Origin of the sequence: Bacteriovorax stolpii, assembly GCF_002872415.1 — a bacterium.
Taxonomy (GTDB): Bacteria; Bdellovibrionota; Bacteriovoracia; order Bacteriovoracales; family Bacteriovoracaceae; genus Bacteriovorax; species Bacteriovorax stolpii.
In genome coordinates this window covers 253,723-272,463 of sequence record NZ_CP025704.1, presented here as the reverse complement: position 1 = coordinate 272,463, position 18,741 = coordinate 253,723, and the positions used below count along the sequence as shown (strand labels likewise).

At 42.8% G+C, this 18,741-nt stretch carries 14 protein-coding genes, 2 tRNA genes and 3 rRNA genes; 3 read left to right on the top strand and 16 right to left on the bottom strand.

Annotated features, from left to right (window positions below):
• Positions 1-10 precede the first annotated feature (10 nt).
• From pyrH to C0V70_RS01210, 9 genes are all read right to left on the bottom strand, one after another.
• On the bottom strand, positions 11-721 hold the full coding sequence (gene pyrH / locus C0V70_RS01250) for a UMP kinase (RefSeq protein WP_102242045.1): 711 nt from the start codon (positions 719-721) through the stop codon (positions 11-13).
• A 71-nt stretch (positions 722-792) separates the two neighbouring features.
• On the bottom strand, positions 793-1,449 hold the full coding sequence (gene tsf, locus C0V70_RS01245; RefSeq protein ID WP_102242044.1) for a translation elongation factor Ts: 657 nt from the start codon (positions 1,447-1,449) through the stop codon (positions 793-795).
• A 38-nt stretch (positions 1,450-1,487) separates the two neighbouring features.
• Positions 1,488-2,285 (bottom strand): 30S ribosomal protein S2, encoded by a 798-nt coding sequence (gene rpsB / locus C0V70_RS01240; RefSeq protein ID WP_102242043.1) that lies wholly within the window; start codon positions 2,283-2,285, stop codon positions 1,488-1,490.
• Between the two features lie 172 nt (positions 2,286-2,457).
• Complete coding sequence (locus C0V70_RS01235; protein WP_102242042.1) at positions 2,458-4,884, bottom strand: DNA translocase FtsK; 2,427 nt, start codon at positions 4,882-4,884, stop codon at positions 2,458-2,460.
• A 168-nt stretch (positions 4,885-5,052) separates the two neighbouring features.
• A 5S ribosomal RNA gene (gene rrf / locus C0V70_RS01230) occupies positions 5,053-5,169 on the bottom strand.
• A gap of 134 nt (positions 5,170-5,303) precedes the next feature.
• Positions 5,304-8,222, bottom strand: a 23S ribosomal RNA gene (locus tag C0V70_RS01225).
• A gap of 138 nt (positions 8,223-8,360) precedes the next feature.
• A tRNA-Ile gene (locus tag C0V70_RS01220) sits at positions 8,361-8,437 on the bottom strand.
• A gap of 119 nt (positions 8,438-8,556) precedes the next feature.
• Positions 8,557-10,107, bottom strand: a 16S ribosomal RNA gene (locus C0V70_RS01215).
• Together the 16S, 23S and 5S rRNA genes with 2 tRNA genes alongside form the textbook arrangement of a ribosomal RNA operon.
• A 272-nt stretch (positions 10,108-10,379) precedes the next feature.
• A tRNA-Ala gene (locus tag C0V70_RS01210) sits at positions 10,380-10,455 on the bottom strand.
• A gap of 200 nt (positions 10,456-10,655) precedes the next feature.
• Between C0V70_RS01210 and C0V70_RS01205 the strand changes: the two genes are divergently transcribed.
• Together C0V70_RS01205 and C0V70_RS01200 are read left to right on the top strand one after the other, a co-directional pair.
• Positions 10,656-11,246: a peptidylprolyl isomerase gene (locus C0V70_RS01205; RefSeq protein WP_102242041.1), complete on the top strand. Its 591-nt coding sequence runs from the start codon at positions 10,656-10,658 to the stop codon at positions 11,244-11,246.
• A 117-nt stretch (positions 11,247-11,363) separates the two neighbouring features.
• On the top strand, positions 11,364-12,131 hold the full coding sequence (locus C0V70_RS01200) for a hypothetical protein (protein ID WP_102242040.1): 768 nt from the start codon (positions 11,364-11,366) through the stop codon (positions 12,129-12,131).
• Between the two features lie 50 nt (positions 12,132-12,181).
• Here the strand turns inward: C0V70_RS01200 and ygiD are convergent, their stop codons facing one another.
• Complete coding sequence (ygiD, locus tag C0V70_RS01195; protein WP_208107759.1) at positions 12,182-13,045, bottom strand: 4,5-DOPA-extradiol-dioxygenase; 864 nt, start codon at positions 13,043-13,045, stop codon at positions 12,182-12,184.
• A 173-nt stretch (positions 13,046-13,218) separates the two neighbouring features.
• On the opposite strand from ygiD, the gene C0V70_RS01190 reads away from it, so the two are divergent.
• A complete protein-coding gene (locus tag C0V70_RS01190; protein ID WP_102242039.1) occupies positions 13,219-13,935 on the top strand; it encodes a protein-tyrosine phosphatase family protein in 717 nt (238 codons plus the stop codon).
• Here the strand turns inward: C0V70_RS01190 and C0V70_RS01185 are convergent.
• The 6 genes from C0V70_RS01185 to C0V70_RS01160 form a co-directional block, all read right to left on the bottom strand.
• Positions 13,927-14,367: a hypothetical protein gene (locus C0V70_RS01185; protein WP_102242038.1), complete on the bottom strand. Its 441-nt coding sequence runs from the start codon at positions 14,365-14,367 to the stop codon at positions 13,927-13,929. The genes C0V70_RS01190 and C0V70_RS01185 overlap by 9 nt on opposite strands.
• Positions 14,368-14,478: 111 nt before the next feature.
• Positions 14,479-14,769, bottom strand: a complete 291-nt coding sequence (locus C0V70_RS01180) for a cytochrome C oxidase subunit IV family protein (protein ID WP_158649515.1) — start codon at positions 14,767-14,769, stop codon at positions 14,479-14,481.
• A 16-nt stretch (positions 14,770-14,785) separates the two neighbouring features.
• Positions 14,786-15,499, bottom strand: coding sequence for an SCO family protein (locus C0V70_RS01175; RefSeq protein ID WP_102242036.1), 714 nt, complete (start codon positions 15,497-15,499; stop codon positions 14,786-14,788).
• 3 nt (positions 15,500-15,502) lie between these two features.
• Positions 15,503-16,387 (bottom strand): c-type cytochrome, encoded by an 885-nt coding sequence (locus tag C0V70_RS01170; RefSeq protein ID WP_158649514.1) that lies wholly within the window; start codon positions 16,385-16,387, stop codon positions 15,503-15,505.
• 11 nt (positions 16,388-16,398) lie between these two features.
• Positions 16,399-16,980 (bottom strand): cytochrome c oxidase subunit 3, encoded by a 582-nt coding sequence (locus C0V70_RS01165; RefSeq protein WP_102242034.1) that lies wholly within the window; start codon positions 16,978-16,980, stop codon positions 16,399-16,401.
• 5 nt (positions 16,981-16,985) lie between these two features.
• A complete protein-coding gene (locus C0V70_RS01160) occupies positions 16,986-18,713 on the bottom strand; it encodes a cytochrome c oxidase subunit I (RefSeq protein WP_102242033.1) in 1,728 nt (575 codons plus the stop codon).
• Between the last annotated feature and the right edge of the window lie 28 nt (positions 18,714-18,741).

The window sequence follows — 18,741 nt, the reverse complement described above, 5'->3', positions numbered from 1 at the left end:
GTTATGTTATCTATTTGTTAGTTACAATCGTTCCAATTGTTTCGCCCATTACTGCGCGCTTGATATTTCCTTCTTCAAACATATTGAAAACAAGAATATCAATTTCGTTGTCCATACAAAGACTTATGGCCGTAGAGTCCATGACCGAAATGCCTTTATTTAGAACGTCGATAAACTTTAGTTTATCAATTTTTACAGCATCTTTAAACTTCATTGGATCTTTATCGTAAATTCCATCAACTTTTGTTGCTTTCATGATTACATGTGCGTCAATTTCGTTAGCACGAAGCGCCGCAGCGGTATCCGTCGTAAAGTACGGGTTCCCTGTTCCTGCCGCGAAAATCACCACTCTTTTCTTTTCAAGGTGGCGAACTGCACGTCTTCTGATGTATGGCTCAGCGATTTCTTGCATGTCGATCGCTGTCAGTACGCGTGTATTGATTCCATGTCTCTCAAGGCTGTCTTGAAGTGCCAGAGAGTTGATAACTGTCGCCAGCATTCCCATGTGATCAGATGTCGTTCTATCCATTCCTTTTGTAGCTCCAGCTACTCCACGGTGAATGTTACCACCACCGATAACGATTGCGATCTCAACACCCATGGCCTGAAGTTCTTTCACCTCAGTTGCAATGTTTGTCAGAACGTCTGCTGAAATTCCATGCCCTTGCTCACCAGCAAGTGCCTCTCCTGAAAGCTTTAAAAGAATGCGATTATACTTCATTAGATTTCCTCAAATTTGGGTCAAAAAAAAGGGGCCTTTTGAGCCCCTTTTTGTGTTTGGTAAATTCTTAATTACTGTTTTCCACCAGTCATTGAAGCAACTTCAGCTGCGAAGTCGTCAACTTTCTTCTCAATACCTTCTCCAAGTGTGAACTTAGCGAATCTTCTAACGTCGATTTTCTCTCCGATTTTGATTGTTAGTTCATTGATTAGGTCTTGAACTGAAATGTCTGGGTTCTTGATAAATTTTTGATCAAGAAGACAAACTTCAGTAGAAAGTTTTTTAACTTTCCCTTCAACGATCTTAGAGATCATTGCTTCTGGTTTTCCTTCTTCTTTTAACTGAGCTGTATAGATCGCAATTTCTCTTTCTACGAACGCTTGGTCCATTTCAGAAGATCTTACGAATTTTGGATCAGCAGCAGCGATGTGCATAGCTACGTCTTTTACGAAGTTTTGGAAATCGTCAGACTTTGCTACGAAGTCAGTTTCACAGTTGATTTCAACCATTACACCAATTCTTCCACCGTGGATGTATGATCCGATTGCACCTTCAGCTGCAATTCTAGATTGTTTTTTCTGAGCAGCTGCAAGACCTTTTTGTCTTAGGTAATCGATCGCTTTTTCAAGGTCACCATTAGTTTCCCCAAGTGCTTTTTTACAGTCCATCATTCCAGCGCCAGTTTTTTCTCTTAGTTCAGAAACAAGCTTTGCAGTAATTTGTGTCATATCTATTCCCTTTATCGTTTAAATTAAGTTCTTAAAAATTATTCTTCGTCAGCAAGATCGATATCGTTTTCGAATTTGCTGATGATTTCTTTTTCAAGAGCAAGGTCACGAGAAGAATCTTTTGAACCTTTTTCAAGCTTGTTGTTCTTCTTAGCAAGGTTTAATCCTTCTGCTACTGAGTTAGCGAAGTATTCTGTGAACATAGACACAGACTTGATTGCATCGTCGTTTCCTGGAACTACGAAATCAACACCAGTTGGGTCACAGTTTGTATCTGTGATAGCTACAACAGGGATCCCTAGGTTGTTAGCTTCTTGGATAGCGATTCTTTCGTTGTTTGGATCGATAACAAAAAGAGCTCCTGGAAGCTTTCTCATTTCTTTAATCCCACCAAGAACTTTTTCAAGTTTAATAACTTCTTTCTCGATGTTGATTCTTTCTTTTTTAGTTAGAAGACCGAAATCTCCTGTTTCTTTCATTTTTTCTACTTTGCGAATTTTATCGATAGATAGAGCTACAGTTTTGTAGTTTGTAAGCATTCCACCTAACCATCTTGAAGTAACGTAGTTTGCTCCACAGTCTTGAGCAGCTTTTGTTACAACGTCTTGTGCTTGTCTTTTTGTTCCTACGAAAAGAACTGGCTTTCCTTCAGAAGCAGTTTTCTTTAGGAAATCGTAAGCGTCTTTTGCAAGAGGAATAGTTTTAGCAAGATCGATAATGTAGATACCGTTCTTCTCACCATAAACGTATTTTTTCATTTTTGGGTTCCACTTTTCAGTCTGGTGACCAAAGTGTGCACCTGCTTCTAGTAGGCCTTTTAGAGATAATTCTGACATAGATACTCCGTTGGTTAATCGAATTGTCTGTGAGCCGCCAAAGACGGACCAACATTTCAGACAACTGAAATTATTAATGAGCTAGATATGTAACACGGAAGAGTAAGTTTTTGCAAGGAATATGAGAGATTCAAGAGGGGTTTTCCCTCTCAAATCTCCAATGAAAATCTATTTAAGTTAACGACTCAGAACCCATCAAAACTTTACGTGGCTTGGAACCCTGCGCAGGCCCTACAACACCTTGAGCTTCCATCTCTTCAATCAAGTTGGCCGCTCGGTTATACCCTACTCCAAGACGCCTTTGAAGCAGTGAAGCACTCGCTGAACGATGCTCTAACACCACACGAACTGCCTCATCATATTTGTCATCTCGTCCACCCGATGAAGACTCACCGCCCTCGCGAGTTGTGACAGCTGCCATCGGTTCTTCTTCTCCACCATTTTCCAGGAATTCCATAATGTGCGGGTTGTATTCTGGAGTCATTTCCGACAATTTATCGGCCAGAGCTTCAATCTCGGCCTCATCAATAAATGCCGAGTGGATGCGGGTCGTATCTACACCATACTTGTAAAGCATATCCCCTTTACCAAGTAGTTTTTCCGCTCCCATCGCATTTAAAATCGTTCTCGAGTCTTGCGAACTCGTTACACGGAAAGAAACGCGGGTTGGGAAGTTCGACTTGATAACCCCGGTAATAACGTCAACCGAAGGTCTCTGAGTCGCAACAATTAAGTGAATCCCAGCGGCACGGGCCTTCGCCGCCAGACGGTTAATTTGCGTTTCAATCTCTTTCCCTTTTGCTGAAAGAATAAGATCTGCAAACTCATCCACAATAATAACAATGAATGGAAGCTCATACGTGTCTTCGCTCGCATACTCATAGTGCTTTCTTAATTTTTCCAGCGCCTGAGGTTGAGCATTTTTTAATTTATGGTTGAAACCTTCAATGTTTCTCACCCCAAATTCCGACATGATTGTGTATCGTCTATCCATTTCCTGGCATGCCCACAGAAGCGAAGTCGCCGCCGTCTTTGGCTCGGTAATAACCGGCATCAGCAAGTGAGGAAGACGAGAATAAAGTGCAAGCTCCAGCTGTTTCGGGTCAATCAGGATCAGCTTCATTTGGTTAGGCGACTTCTTAATTAAAAGCGATACCAGAACCGAGTTAATGAACACCGACTTACCAGCACCAGTTGATCCGGCAACCAGCATGTGTGGCATTGCTGCCAGGTCTACGACAACCGGCTCACCGAAAGCATCTTTCCCCATCGCCAACGGAAGATGGTGAGAAGTATTTGTAAAATCTTTCGATCCAATAATTTCATCAAGGAAAATAAAATCACGCGGATTTCTTGGAACCTCGATCCCTACTGTTGTTCTCCCTTTCATTGGGTAAACCATACGAATCGGCGATCCAGAAAGCGCAAGTGATAAGTCTTCTGCAATTGAAGTCAGACGAGAAACCTTCTCCCCTGGTCCAAGCTCCCATTCAAAAGTATCAACCACCGGCCCTTTAAGAACATTGATGATCTGACCTTGAATCTTAAATTCTCCAAGCTTCGCCTGAATTTTAGAGATAATATCGTGGAAATATTTTTCATCCGGTTGATGAAATTTCGTCTCTTTTTTCGTATTCCCCAACTTAACCAGGTTGTAGTACTGATCATCGTCAAAACTATCAACTTTATGAGCACGATTTTTAAATATTGAGATCTCAGACTCATCCACATACTCATCGTCATCATGAGAGGACTGTACCACCACTGGTAAATGCTCTTCCATTTCATCTTCATCAACCACTGCCGGCTCAACTTTTTTCGCCTCAGTAATTGGAACAAGGAACGCTTCAGTCTTAACTTCTTCTGCATTTTCAGCAGTTAGAGAATGATCCGGAAGTAAAATCGGAGCCACTTCTTCTTTAGACGCTTTCTCAGCTTCTTTAGCTTTTAAAGCAGCTTTTGACATTGGAAGTGCTGCCGGTGCTGCCACCATTGACTCTTCTGCCATTTCTTCTTCAAGCTCATCCTCGCCCTCAGCTTTCGGTTTAATAAACTTGTCTTTAAGTAATAAAAACTTCTCCTGAACTGGAGCTGTCGCAGCCTTGTAATCAAAATTCTTAAATCCAGAAGTCGCTTGTTGAACTTTTTCAGTGAATCCACCTCTAAAAGCCCCCCATAAAAACAAGGTCCCCGCTGCTGCCCAAACTAAGAACATTGAAAAAGCAGAAAACGTCATATCAAGAATTTGATATAAACCCGCTCCTAAAAGCGATGGTTGAAAATAGAAAATAGTAAGTAGGGAAAAAATTGAAAGTGAAAAGATGTTTAAGGCATCAATCCAGTCTGCTCTTTTTGAAAAGACCAAAACATAGAATGAAGTAAAGATGGCACATGGAACGAAAACCCACGGCCCAGAATAATAATTGATGAAATTTAAAAAACTTGTCACATAGTAGCTGAAAAATCCGCTCGATGATGCTGACGATATCGAAAGATAATTATCCGGCAAAGTGTCTCTGTAATAAAACACCACCAAAGTAATAATCGTCAGGAAAAAAAGAGTAAAAAGCTCATATTTAAGTATTTTTGTATTCATCATACTTAAATTCTACATCATGCTTTGTCGAACTCAACTGAAAACATCCGCGTATCAAGTGCTCATGACACCTTATTAAATACTGCAGGTTTAACATCGATAAAGTTCTTGTGAATTGAAAAAAAGGCATAAAAAAACCCGAGAACAAGCTCGGGTTTTTTATAAAATAAGAGGGTGCATTGACCTTTTCTCACACCAAGCTTCCCTGGCACTACCTTCGGCGCTGAAGAGCTTAACTTCCGAGTTCGGGATGGGATCGGGTGTTTCCTCTTCGCTAATAACACACCCAAACTGGATATATCGTTAACAAATTATAATTTCGAAGCTGTTTATATGTCTTTCAACACTACAAATCAACCTCATTTTTGAACATTTTTAACATTCACAAAACAAGACCAAATAAAAGCAGAACCCATGTAATCAAAAAAAAGCAAAACGACAAATTAGTATTGGTCAGCTCAAAGCATTACTGCTCTTACACCCCCAACCTATCAAACTCCTAGTCTAGAAGTTGTCTTAATAGAAATCTTATCTTGTAATAGGCTTCCCACTTAGATGCTTTCAGCGGTTATCCCTTCCGAACTTAGCTACCCGGCGATACAACTGGCGTCATAACCGGTTCACCATAGGTTCGTCCAACCCGGTCCTCTCGTACTAAGGTCAGATTTACTCAAATTTCTTACGCCCACGGAGGATAGAGACCGAACTGTCTCACGACGTTCTGAACCCAGCTCGCGTACCGCTTTAATTGACGAACAGTCAAACCCTTGGGACCTGCTCCAGCCCCAGGATGCGATGAGCCGACATCGAGGTGCCAAACCTCCCCGTCGATGTGAACTCTTGGGGGAGATCAGCCTGTTATCCCCGGAGTACCTTTTATCCGTTGAGCGATGGCCCTTCCACTCGGAACCACCGGATCACTAACACCTGCTTTCGCACCTGCTCGGCTCGTTTGCCTCACAGTCAAGCTCCCTTATGCGTTTACACTCTATGGCCGGTTTCCATTCGGCCTGAGGGAACCTTCGTGCGCCTCCGTTACTCTTTAGGAGGCGACCGCCCCAGTCAAACTGCCCACCAGACATTGTCCCCCGACCGGATTACGATCGTAGGTTAGGATTCCAATTAACATAGGGTGGTATTTCAAGGTTGTCTCCCCGTACACCGGAATGCACGGATCAAAAACTCCCACCTATCCTACGCAATGTTAATCGAAACCCAATGCCAAGCTACAGTAAAGGTTCACGGGGTCTTTTCGTCCTTCCGCGGGTAGCGCGTTTCTTCACGCGCTCACCAATTTCGCTGGGTCTCCTGTTGAGACAGTGGGGAAGTCGTTACGCCATTCGTGCAGGTCGGAACTTACCCGACTAGGAATTTCGCTACCTTAGGACCGTTATAGTTACGGCCGCCGTTTACTGGGGCTTCAATTCAAAGCTTCTCTTGCGATAACCTCTCCTTTTAACCTTCCAGCACCGGGCAGGCGTCAGCCCATATACTTCCACTTACGTGTTTGCATAGACCTGTGTTTTTGATAAACAGTCGCTACCCCCTTTTCACTGCGACCTCCAACAGCTTGACCAGCAAGTGATCTTACCATCAAAGGCGTGCCTTCTCCCGAAGTTACGGCACCAATTTGCAGAGTTCCTTAACAAGAGTTCTCCCAAGCGCCTGAGGATTCTCTCCTCATCTACCTGTGTCGGTTTATGGTACGGGTTAATAAAAATCTCCTAGCGAAACTTTTCTGGGAAGCCGAGGATCATGAACTTCGCTTGCGCTCGTATTCGTATCTCAGAGTTAACGCCGACCGGATTTGCCTAATCGACCCCCTACATACTTAAACCACAACCAATAAGTGGCTTCACTACCTTTCTCCGTCATTCCATCTAGTCAAACGATTTTTACTAAGTACAGGAATATTAACCTGTTGGTCATCCACTACGCCTTTCGGCCTCATGTTAGAACCCGACTAACCCTGGGCGGAGTCACCTGGCCCAGGAACCCTTAGATTTACGGCGGAAGTGATTCTCACACTTCTTATCGCTACTCATTTCAGCATCAGCTCTTGTGAGACCTCCAGCGCTCCTTACGGTACGCCTTCATCGGCAAACACAATGCTCTCCTACCAATATTTACATATTCCATAGCTTCGGTACGTCACTTTAGCCCCGTTACATTTTCGGCGCAGAATCACTAGTCCAGTGAGCTATTACGCTTTCTTTAAAGGGTGGCTGCTTCTAAGCCAACCTCCTGGATGTCAAAGTAATTCCACAACCTTCTCCACTTAGCGACGATTTTGGGACCTTAGCTGATGGTCTGGGCTCTTTCCCTTTTCACGACGGACCTTAGCATCCGCCGTGTCACTGCCCGATAGTACTCAATGGTATTGTGAGTTTGATATGGTTTGGTAAGCTGGTAAGCCCCCTAGCCAAGTCAGTGCTATACCCCCATTGGTATTCGTCGGACGCTGCACCTAAATGCATTTCGGAGAGAACCAGCTATCACGGAATTTGATTGGCCTTTCACCCCTAACCACAAATCATCCCAGACGTTTTCAACCGTCACGAGTTCGGTCCTCCACGAGGTATTACCCCCGCTTCAACCTGTTCATGGCTAGCTCATCCCGTTTCGGGTCTATGACATGCTACTAATCGCCCTATTCAGACTCGGTTTCCCTACGGCTACACCTGCAACGGCTTAACCTCGCAACATATCATAACTCGCTGAATCATAATGCAAAAGGTACGTCATCAGGCTTTACAATAACCCTCTGACTGTTTGTAAGTGTATGGTTTCAAGATCTATTTCACTCCCCTCATCGGGGTTCTTTTCATCTTTCCCTCACGGTACTTGTTCACTATCGGTCAGCAAGTAGTATTTTGCCTTGGAGGGTGGTCCCCCCAGCTTCAGACAAGGTTTCACGTGCCTCGTCCTACTCAGGATACTCACTAGAGGACAATCATTTCGGATACAGGGTTTTCACCTTCTTTGACCGGACTTCCCAGACCGTTCTCCTATAATTGCCTTTCCGTATGTGAGTCCTACAACCCCAGAATACAAGTATTCTGGTTTGGGCTCTTCCGATTTCGCTCGCCGCTACTGCCGGAATCTCGTTTGATTACTCTTCCTGCAGGTACTAAGATGTTTCAATTCCCTGCGTTCGCTCCTATGTAACTAGTTTACTCATTACATGGTTCACACTCTTTCAAGTGTGAAGGTTTCCCCATTCGGACATCACCGGATCAAAGTCTATTTGCCGACTCCCCGATGCATTTCGCTGGCTAATATACGTCCTTCTTCGCCTCTTGCTGCCAAGATATTCCCCATACACCCTTAATAGCTTTTTTCATTTTGTTATTAAGTTATATTTAATTTAATTTCAAATAACGAGGGCATTACTCTCGTTACTTACATGGGTTCTCGTCTTCTATCTGATCCTGTTATGTCAATGTTAAAGAGCTAATGCTTCAATTCGTCCTAATTAATGGTGGGTCTGGCAAGACTCGAACTTGCGACCCCGTCCTTATCAGGGACGTACTCTAACCACCTGAGCTACAAACCCAATTTTTATAATTAGATTGAAACAAAATATTTCTCTTATAGATCTAAAGAAATTCAAAAATAAGAAAGGTCTTCCAAACAATTTGACCGGATAAAGCTCCTATAGAGCTGGATCCTTTAAAAGGAGGTGATCCAGCCGCAGGTTCCCCTACGGCTACCTTGTTACGACTTCACCCCAGTCATCGTTTCGACCGTAGACGCTCCCCTCCTTGCGGTTAGGGCCACGGCTTCAGGTAAAAACAACTCCCATGGTGTGACGGGCGGTGTGTACAAGGCCCGGGAACGTATTCACCGCGGCGTGCTGATCCGCGATTACTAGCGATTCCAACTTCATGGAGTCGAGTTGCAGACTCCAATCCGGACTGAGATCGGTTTTTTGAGATTGGCTCCCCCTCGCGAGTTCGCATCCCTTTGTACCGACCATTGTATTACGTGTGTAGCCCTAGACATAAGGGCCATGAGGACTTGACGTCATCCCCACCTTCCTCCTGGTTAGCCCAGGCAGTCTTTCTAGAGTGCCCAACTTAATGCTGGCAACTAAAAATGGGGGTTGCGCTCGTTGCGAGACTTAACCCAACATCTCACGACACGAGCTGACGACAGCCATGCAGCGCCTGTCACTACATTCTCCGAAGAGCACTCCCTCGTTTAAAAGGGATTCGTAGGATTTCAAGCCTAGGTAAGGTTCTGCGCGTTGCTTCGAATTAAACCACATAATCCACCGCTTGTGCGGGCCCCCGTCAATTCCTTTGAGTTTTAGTCTTGCGACCGTACTTCCCAGGCGGAACACTTAACGCGTTAGCTACGACACTGAAGGGGTCAAATCCTCCAATATCTAGTGTTCATCGTTTACAGCGTGGACTACCAGGGTATCTAATCCTGTTTGATCCCCACGCTTTCGCGCCTCAGCGTCAATACTCGTCCAGGAAGGCGCCTTCGCCTCTGGTGTTCCATCGCATATCTACGGATTTTACCCCTACATGCGATATTCCCCTTCCCCCTCCGAGATTCTAGACCTGTAGTTTCAGACGCAGTTTCGAGGTTGAGCCCCGAGATTTCACATCTGACTTGCAGGTCCGCCTACGCGCGCTTTACGCCCAATAAATCCGAACAACGCTTGCACCCTTCGTATTACCGCGGCTGCTGGCACGAAGTTAGCCGGTGCTTCCTCTATGTGTACCATCAAACAATCGGCCTATTAGACCAACTGCCATTTTTCCACATTAACAGAGCTTTACAGACCGAAGTCCTTCCTCACTCACGCGGCGTTGCTGCGTCAGGGTTTCCCCCATTGCGCAATATTCCCCACTGCTGCCTCCCGTAGGAGTCTGGACCGTGTCTCAGTTCCAGTGTGTCCGATCATCCTCTCAGACCGGATAGACATCGTCGCCTTGGTAGGCCTTTACCCCACCAACTAGCTAATGTCCCGCAGGCCCATCTAATAGCGAATGCATATGCAGAGGCATTCTTTCAAGCACAGTCTTAAAACCGTGCTTCGTATGCGGCATTAGCCAAAATTTCTTCTGGTTATTCCCCTCTAAAAGGCAGGTCACCTACGTGTTACTCACCCGTGCGCCACTTTACTCATCCCGAAGGACTTTCACGTTCGACTTGCATGTGTTAGGCACGCCGCCAGCGTTCGTTCTGAGCCAGGATCAAACTCTCCAAGCTTCAATATAAAATTTGATTTAAATTTAATTTAACAAACTACTATACGGATTGATCTATTCATTAATTACCAGTGACAAGGAAATGTACTGGCTCCGACTTTTTATCACTTTCAACTTTATTACAACTTGAGCTTTTAACAGCGTGACTGAATAGTTACGTCAGATATTTTTTGTTTGGGACCTTTCTCATCTTGAATCGAAACCTTGCGGTTTCAAATCTTTTATCTCTATTAGAATTTTAAAGAACTAAGTTACGTTTAGTTTTTGAAAGAATGGTGGACATGACAGGAATCGAACCTGCGACCCTCTGCGTGCAAGGCAGATGCTCTCCCAACTGAGCTACACGCCCAAAAATCTATATATTTCTATAACGATGATTTGTGTTTCGGCAATCAGTCTTAACTTCAAACGTGAAGAGGAATTTAATCAAACGATGATAAAGTGTCAACACAAAATTAAGAAAATATTAATAAATTTTAAAAAAACTTTTTTAAACTCAGATTCTCGGTATAATTTATCTAATAACAATTGCTTAACGTGTGACGGCATATGAAAACTATTAAACTTTTTTTATTCGTATCTTTAATTGCACTCGCTGGCTGTAATAGAAACAGCCATAAAATTGAAGTGATAGCGAATCCTAACGGCGAAGAAATCGACATTGAGAAATTGAAAACGGATATCGGTGGTCTCTCTACTGCTTCAGCTACAATGAAAACAGTCCATGGTGATATCGTTTTCCGTTTCTATACTAAAGCTGCTCCAAGAACATCTGCTAGAGTTATGCAATTAATTCAAAGCAAGTTCTACGATGGTCTTATTATTCATAGAGCGATTCCTAATTTCATTATTCAGACTGGAGATCCTACTGGTACAGGCACAGGAGGAAGCGGACAAAAATTAAAAGCTGAATTCAATGAGCTTCAACACATTAAGGGAACAATGGGTATGGCCCATGGAATTGATAATGACTCTGCTGATTCACAATTTTATATCAGCTTAACCACTCTCCCTCACTTGGATGGAAAAAATACTGTCTTCGGGCAGGTCGTGGATGGATTAGACATTCTTCCTAAACTATCGAAGGGAGATCGAATTATTTCCATTACTTTGAATCTAAAAGACACTTCAGCTAATTAATCATACTGTTCAAATCTTAGACGGCCCCTTATAGAAAATACTAAGGGGCTATATCCTCGTCTCGCCTTCGTTCATAATTCCTACAAACATTTAACAATCTTTCCCTGAGGAGATTTTATGAAGAAGGTACTCGTTCTTGGTCTAGCTGTATTAAGTTTTCAAGCATTAGCAGACGTTCGCGTCGGAATTACTATTCCAGGGAAAAATGGTGGGCGTGATGACCTGCCAATGTGTTTAAAAAATCTTGATAATGCCAATAGAAGAATCAATGACCTCCAGTCTCAACTTATCTCTTGTCAGAATTCATCTAAGCCAGGTGGAGGAAGAGAAGTTGAAGAATTAAGAAGAGAAAACAGAAGATTAAACGATACAGTTGATCGTCTAAACAGCGATAACCGTTCACTTTCAGAATCAATTTCTCGCCTAAACTTTGATAACAATAATCTACTTGATTCAAATAACCGTTTAATCAGAGAGAATATGGATCTTCGTCGTCAGATCGATGATATGCAAGCTCCAAACAGAAGCCTGGGGTTCTTTAGCTATGCTGGATGTAAAGACTACGGTGGGAATGTCGAGCTAAAACAAATCCAGAGTGCAGAGGGAAGAGTTCCTCTTGAGGCCGAAACAAATGCAACTCAAAAAGTGTCTTCAACATTCTCATGTCTATATGGAATTAAAGTAGCTAAGACAGAAGAAATTTTAACAAATGAATCGAGAAACTACTGTGTAGCTGCATGTAAAGACTACGGTGGAAATGTTGATGCAAAAACGGTGAAATCAGGAATGGGAAGAAACCAAACTGAAGCTCAGTACAATGCGATGAAAGAAGTGGCTAGAACAAATAGCTGTCTATACGGAATCAGAATTCAAGCTTGCCAATAATCACAAATAAAAAGGGGCTCGATAAGGGCCCCTTCTAGTCTTAGGAGGACTTAAGCGCCGATTAAAACCGAGCGCATAGAAAGGCTTCCAAGTTCAAAATCTTCATAAGGGAAAATCACTTTTTCATTCGGGTCACTCGCTCCTAGCACATATAAAAGAGGCAGATAATGATCGATTGATGGGTGGGCCATCTTCCAAAGTGGATACTTTGAAGGATCTTCTGCCAAAAGTTGGGTCATATCGTGTTTTAAAATCGCGTCTTTAATAATGCCATCAAACTCGCGGGCCCATTCGAAGACAGGTGCAGTTTCACTGCGGCTTAATTGGCGAAGATTGTGGACGATGTTTCCACTTCCTATAATGAGCACACCTTCTCCGCGCAGTTTTTTTAATTCCTGAGCAAGTTTATGGTGATCGCGAAGGTTCATAAAATTCTGGTTAAGTGACAACTGCACTACCGGAATGTCAGCTTTCGGGTACATATGATGAAGGACACTCCACCCTCCGTGGTCAAATCCCCAGTCGTGATCAAGCTCGGCCTGATAAATGTGCAGGCTATTTTTTACTTCACCCGCTAATTCCGGATTTCCAAGTGCTGGGTAGACAATATCCGAGAGTTCTTTTGGGAATCCATAAAAATCATAAATCATCTTGGGAGTTAAAGAAGCCTGAACCTCTACTCCTTTGGTCATCCAGTGAGCTGAAACCATTAATATTTTTTTCGGGCGAGGAAGTGTTTCACCCAAAGTTCTTAAATGACGAGTAAAAGCATTATCGGCCAGCGCATTCATAGGGCTCCCATGTCCGATAAAGAGCACCGGCATTTTTTGAGTGGATTTTGATCCTATGTAAGTTGTTGCTGTCATGGCGATCAGTCCTGTTCCGGATAATGTTAAAAAGGTTCTTCTATCCATCCTTCTATTTTAAGCCTCTCTCGTAAATATTCATAATTCAAAGAATTTATCGACTCCATAAGCGAATCGAAAGGTGATGGGGAATGTTATAACAGAGTGAAATATTTATAACCGGCATAGGAAGCCGCTCTAATTCAGTATATAGTCCGGCCAACTCAAACAGGTCTTAAAATATGAAAGCTTCTATCCTTTCTCTTGTGTTATTGGCTTCTACTCACTCACAGGCGTTTGCCGGTAGTGCTTCCATCATACCTTCAACTTTCACCGAGACGGGAATCCCTAACTCTCACCTAGTTTCAGAAAATGTGATCCGCGGGATGGCCCCGAGAAATAAAAAAGAGATGCAAAAACTTTTAGACTTAGGAGTTGAGAAGTTTTTAATGATTAAGATTGATACTAACGGGGATATAGCTCGCGAGATTGAAACTCTCCAGTCACTGGGAGTTGCTGAAAGCGATATGATGCATTTGGATTTCCCGTGGAAAGACATCACTGATTACGGAGCTTTTTGTGAAATGACAGTGGATGCTCTCAATATGCTTAAAAATGCTGAAGCTAAAAATCAAAAAATTTATTTCCACTGCACTTTGGGAGAAGACCGCACAGGATACCTGGCCGGGCTTTACAAAATTTACCGTGGTGATAATGAATCGAGAAAAGAGATCTTTGAAAACGAGATGTGCGATAAAGGATACGAAGCCGGGAATCCGACTAAGATTTATTCTGTCGTAAAAAAGGTCCGCGATGGACTGACTCCTGCCTTTGCGGAGATGGCAGATCTTATTGAGAAGAATCCTGGAAAAAAACTTTCGAAATCAATGTGCAAAGGCCTGGTGATCCCGAAAGTTAATTTCAAAGAGTACAGCTGTAAAAAATCAAAATTACTTTAAAATCTTTTTGCTTCCTAGGAAGTGAATGTTTCCATTGGCCACTTCCAGGGTGAATTTATCGCCCATTGAGCTTTCGTATCCAACAGAGATGTCATCAACAAGAGCAATCCCTAGGTCTTCAAGTGTTGTTTGAGCTTCAACCGAACGGTTGCTGTTGATAGTGACATTTGATCCTGGAAAAAATGTGAACGTGCAAGACGCTTCGATTTCTGATTTCCCACAAACAACTTTAATTGTTTTATCCTGAGAGATGGACTGGAAAGAATTTTTTCCTGCGCCTAATCTTCTAATTAAGTTTTGAAGATCTGCTTCTTCGCCTCTTTCATTAACTAAAACGACAACTTTTTCCGGACGGTAGAAAACTCCAACAGAATCGCTGGCCGCCATTACTGGTGCGGAAATAAGAAGGGCCAAAAGTGAAAACATTTTCATGCGTGTATCTCCCGATAAAATGATGAGTATTTTTTATCGTGGGATAGGTGAAGAGACAAATAAAAACGGGCCCGATAAGGGCCCGCTCTTTATTTAAAAATGTGAAAAAGATTAACGATACATTCCTTCAAGGATTAGGGCGGCAGCATAAAGAACCGCTGAAAGAGGAACGGCTGCAATGACTTTCATCCATGCTGTTTCTTCCTTTAAGTGCATATAGAAGTAAGCTACGACAAAAGCTTTACCGAAAGCTAGACCAACTAGGGCCACAACTTTATGCCAGTATTCTGTTTTCAGACCTGGAATCATAAGCTCAAGTAGAGTTAAAAAAGTCAGAACAAAAAATATGATGATATATTCTTTCGTGTGGCTTTTGTATTCTTTGTGGTTATGGTCGCCCATTGTTATCTCCTCTTTACTAATTTTGTACTGCTGGTTGTGGTTGAGCATGACTGAAGCTGTTGTTCACTAGAAGGCCAAGATCGATCATCATTTTATCCATCTCAACTCTTTCAGTTCCGTAATACCCTCTAATTTGTCCTTTATCGTCTACCAGAACTAATTTTTCTGAGTGAGCAATATCGAACAACGTAATTTTTTCTTCTGCTAATTGTTTTTCAATCGGCTCTTTTGATCCCATCGGAACTTTGAAGCCATTGATAACGATTTTTTCCAGATCGCCCTTCGTTCCTGTTAAGTAGTTCCAGATAAAAGGGTTTGAGTGTCTTTTTCTGGCGTACTTATAAAGAACTTCCGGAGTATCAACTTCTGGATCAACAGTGAAAGTCACAATCGCTGCTTTTGTCCCAAGTCCTCTGATTCTTTTTTGAACCAGGTCCATTTTCGCCATCAGTGCCGGACAAGTTGTCGGGCATGAAGTGAACATAAAGTTAGCGATATAGAATTTTCCTTGAAGCTCTTTTGTTCCAAAAGGTTTTCCGAATTCATTTGTTAGAGTGAATTCTGGAACCTTGTAATAAACAGGCAGCGGTGGCGGAAGTGTACGGTGAAGTGTCCTGTACACTGGATAGCTGAAAGATAGAACCCAAAAAAGCAGCCAGAAAGATTTCTTTCTGACTAGTTTTTGAAACCAGTTATCTTCTCTATAAAATCCAGTCGCTGTTGTTGTCATATATTAATTCTTAATGCTTTCCAGAAGCTTAGCTCTTGCTGGAGTTCTCTTCATATCCATTAGTGATTTTACATAATGAGCTACGGCCCAGATTTCGTCGTCCTGGAGAACGCCTTTCCAAGAAGCCATTGCTGTTCCGCCAACACCAGAGTTTAAGCGAACGTATAGTTCTTCAACTGTAGTTGCAGAACGAACAGAGTCGTATGTGAAATCAGGTGGCATAGTTGCAACACCATAATCAGATGGCTGTAACTTTACGTGGTACATATCCGGGTCAAATTCAGTAACTGGTGCTCCGTTAATCTTTTGAGCGATTTGGCTAAATTCTGCGTGAGAAACGTAAGCTCTGTGGCATGTCCAGCATTGAGCAACTACGTGGAAAACTTCCTTACCTCTTTGGATTGCACTCTCTTTATGGGCCTCTCCGTACGGATCTTTACCAGCAACAATCACGTCACCAAGTTTTTTATCAGCTCCTTCCCACTTTTCTGGTGCGAAAGTTTTGATGTATTGAACTACGTCATGCATTTGTTGTTGAGATAAATCCCATGGAAGCATAGCTGTACCATGTAGACCTTTTTTCAGGATCTCGTAGAAATCTTCATCATGAGGAAGTTCCCCAGACACAACTCTACCAAATTTAAACTGTCCAAGTTTGAAGTTTCTTGGTGGAACAGTTAGCCCTTTTGCAGCTACACCTTTTCCATCTCCGTTTACACCGTGACATGGCATACAGTATTCAGTGTAAAGTGATTTACCGTCATTCAAACTTTTTGCCGGAGCATAAACTCCACCTGCAAAAATTTTGTCTTCTTTGAAGTGTGTTTCACTACATGACACTAATGCCAGAAGTGAGAAGACGGTTAAAGTTAGTTTCAAACCTTTCATAGTATTCCTCATTATAAAACGAAAATAGTCACAAACATTATTATCCAAACGATTCCGAGAAAGTGCCAAAACTTGCCAACATTCGCGACTTTTACAGCCGTCATCGAATCCGCAGTCTTAAGCGCGCTATATAACCACACCAGAAGTCCAAGACCTGCTACAATGTGAGCGGCGTGGATCCATGTGAAAGCGTAAATAATCGAAGCAAAAATTCCAGAAGAAACAAAAATCCCGTGAGACTTCAGTTGGTTCCAGAATAAAAACTGGCTTACCATAAAGGCCACACCAAGAATTAGAGTCCATGTCAGGCCTCTTTTGTCTGCCATCCCTTTCACTACATTCTTTTCAAAAGACATATAGATGATAGAGCTCAGAACAATAACCAGGGTGCTGATTGTAGGCAGAAGAAGCGAAGGCTTCTCCATTCCGGCCGGCGGCCATACTGGAGCAGTAAAGCGGTAAATCGCAAAGCCCATCATCAATGTTAAAAATAACATTCCGAATGACACTAAAGTCACGATCATAGCAATCGTAGAGATAACTTTATCCCCTTCTTTTGCCTGTGCGATGTTATGTGCCTGTGCTTGTGCCATCTTTATTATGCTCTTACTAATTCTTCAGTTTGATATTGGAAATCTTTACCAGATAAATTCGGGTTACCGAATTCATGTGGTCCACACTTCACCACTGGAACTTCTTTGAAGTTATAGTGCGGAGCTGGTGAAGGAATTGTCCATTCAAGTGTTCCGACTTCCCAAGGGTTTTGCGTAGCAATTGGTCCTTTGAACATTGAGTAAACAAAGTTGTATACAAAGAACAACTGAGCAGCACCCATTGTTAACGCTGAAATTGTAATGAACATGTTCAGCGGGATTAGGTTTTGTAGGAACTCATAGACGAATGGGTTATAGATACGACGGTGCATACCAGCGTGTCCGATAATCATCATTCCCATGAAAATTCCGTTTAGACCGATCATTGAAATCCAGAAGTGCCACTTCCCTAGTGTTTCGTTCATCATGCGACCGAACATTTTTGGGAACCAGAAATAAGTAGCAGCGAATCCACCAAGAAGAACCGAAGCGGCCATCGTGTAGTGGAAGTGACCAACTACGAAATATGTATCGTGTAGGTAAAGGTCAGTTGAAACAGTTGCCAGGTATAGACCAGTTAATCCACCTAGACCGAATACGAATACAACTCCAAGAGAGAAAAGCATTGGAGTTTGGAATCTGATCGCTCCTTTCCAAAGTGTCCCAAGCCAGTTAGCGAAGAAGACTGCAGAAGGAATTGAGATCGTCATTGTTAACATCATGAAAGATTGAGTTAACAGAGGAGACATTTGAGTAGAGTACATGTGGTGACCATAAACCAGAGTCGAAAGAATCGTGATCGATGTCATCGCAAGTGCAGTAGCTTTAGCTCCGAATGCTGGCTTTCTTGCAAAGAATGAAAGAAGGTCAGAAACGATACCCCAAGCTGGAAGAATAAGGATGTAAACTTCCGGGTGACCGAAGATCCAGAAAACGTGCTGGAATAGTACCGGGTCCCCTGATCCTGAAGTAGCAGCTGCTCCAGCAAGAAAGAATGTTGTTCCGAATACGCGGTCAAAAGTTAGAAGAAGAAGACCTGCCCCAAGAACTGGAAGGAAGATAGCATTTAAGATTGCTGTCAGCCAAAGTCCCCAGATCGTAAGTGGCATGTCGAAGTAACCCATTCCCGGTGCTCTTAGCGTAATGATAGTCGCGATATAGTTTACCGCACCCATTGTCGAAGAAACCCCTAGAACGAATAAAGATAAACACCAAAGAGTCTGACCAACACCGGCCGAACCAATTAATGTTGAAAGAGTTGGATAAGAAGTCCATCCACCAGCTGCTCCTCCTAATGGAGTGAAAAGTGAAGCTAGAAGAAGAACAGCTGAAACGAATGCTAACCAGAAAGAAAGCATGTTCAGAGTTGGGAAAACCATATCGCGTGCACCAATGAGAAGCGGGATACAGTAGTTACCAAAAGCACCAATTAAAATTGGAGTAATAGCAAAGAAGATCATGATTGTTCCGTGAAGCGTGAACAACATAGCATATGTATCTGGTGGAACAACTCCTCCCGTGTGTGGGAAAAGCATTGGCCCGATTACTGGAAATGGTTCTCCAGGAAAAGCCAGTGTCCAACGGATAAGAAGTGCCATCATCCCGCCAATTCCAAGGAAAGCAATTCCGTACCACAGGAATTGTTTTGCAATGACTTTGTGGTCAAATGAGAAAACGTACTTCGACAAGAATGTCGTAGGTGCGTCGTGAATTTCTTGTTCAAAAAATGCCATGAGTTTCCTCTCTATCTTTAATAATCAA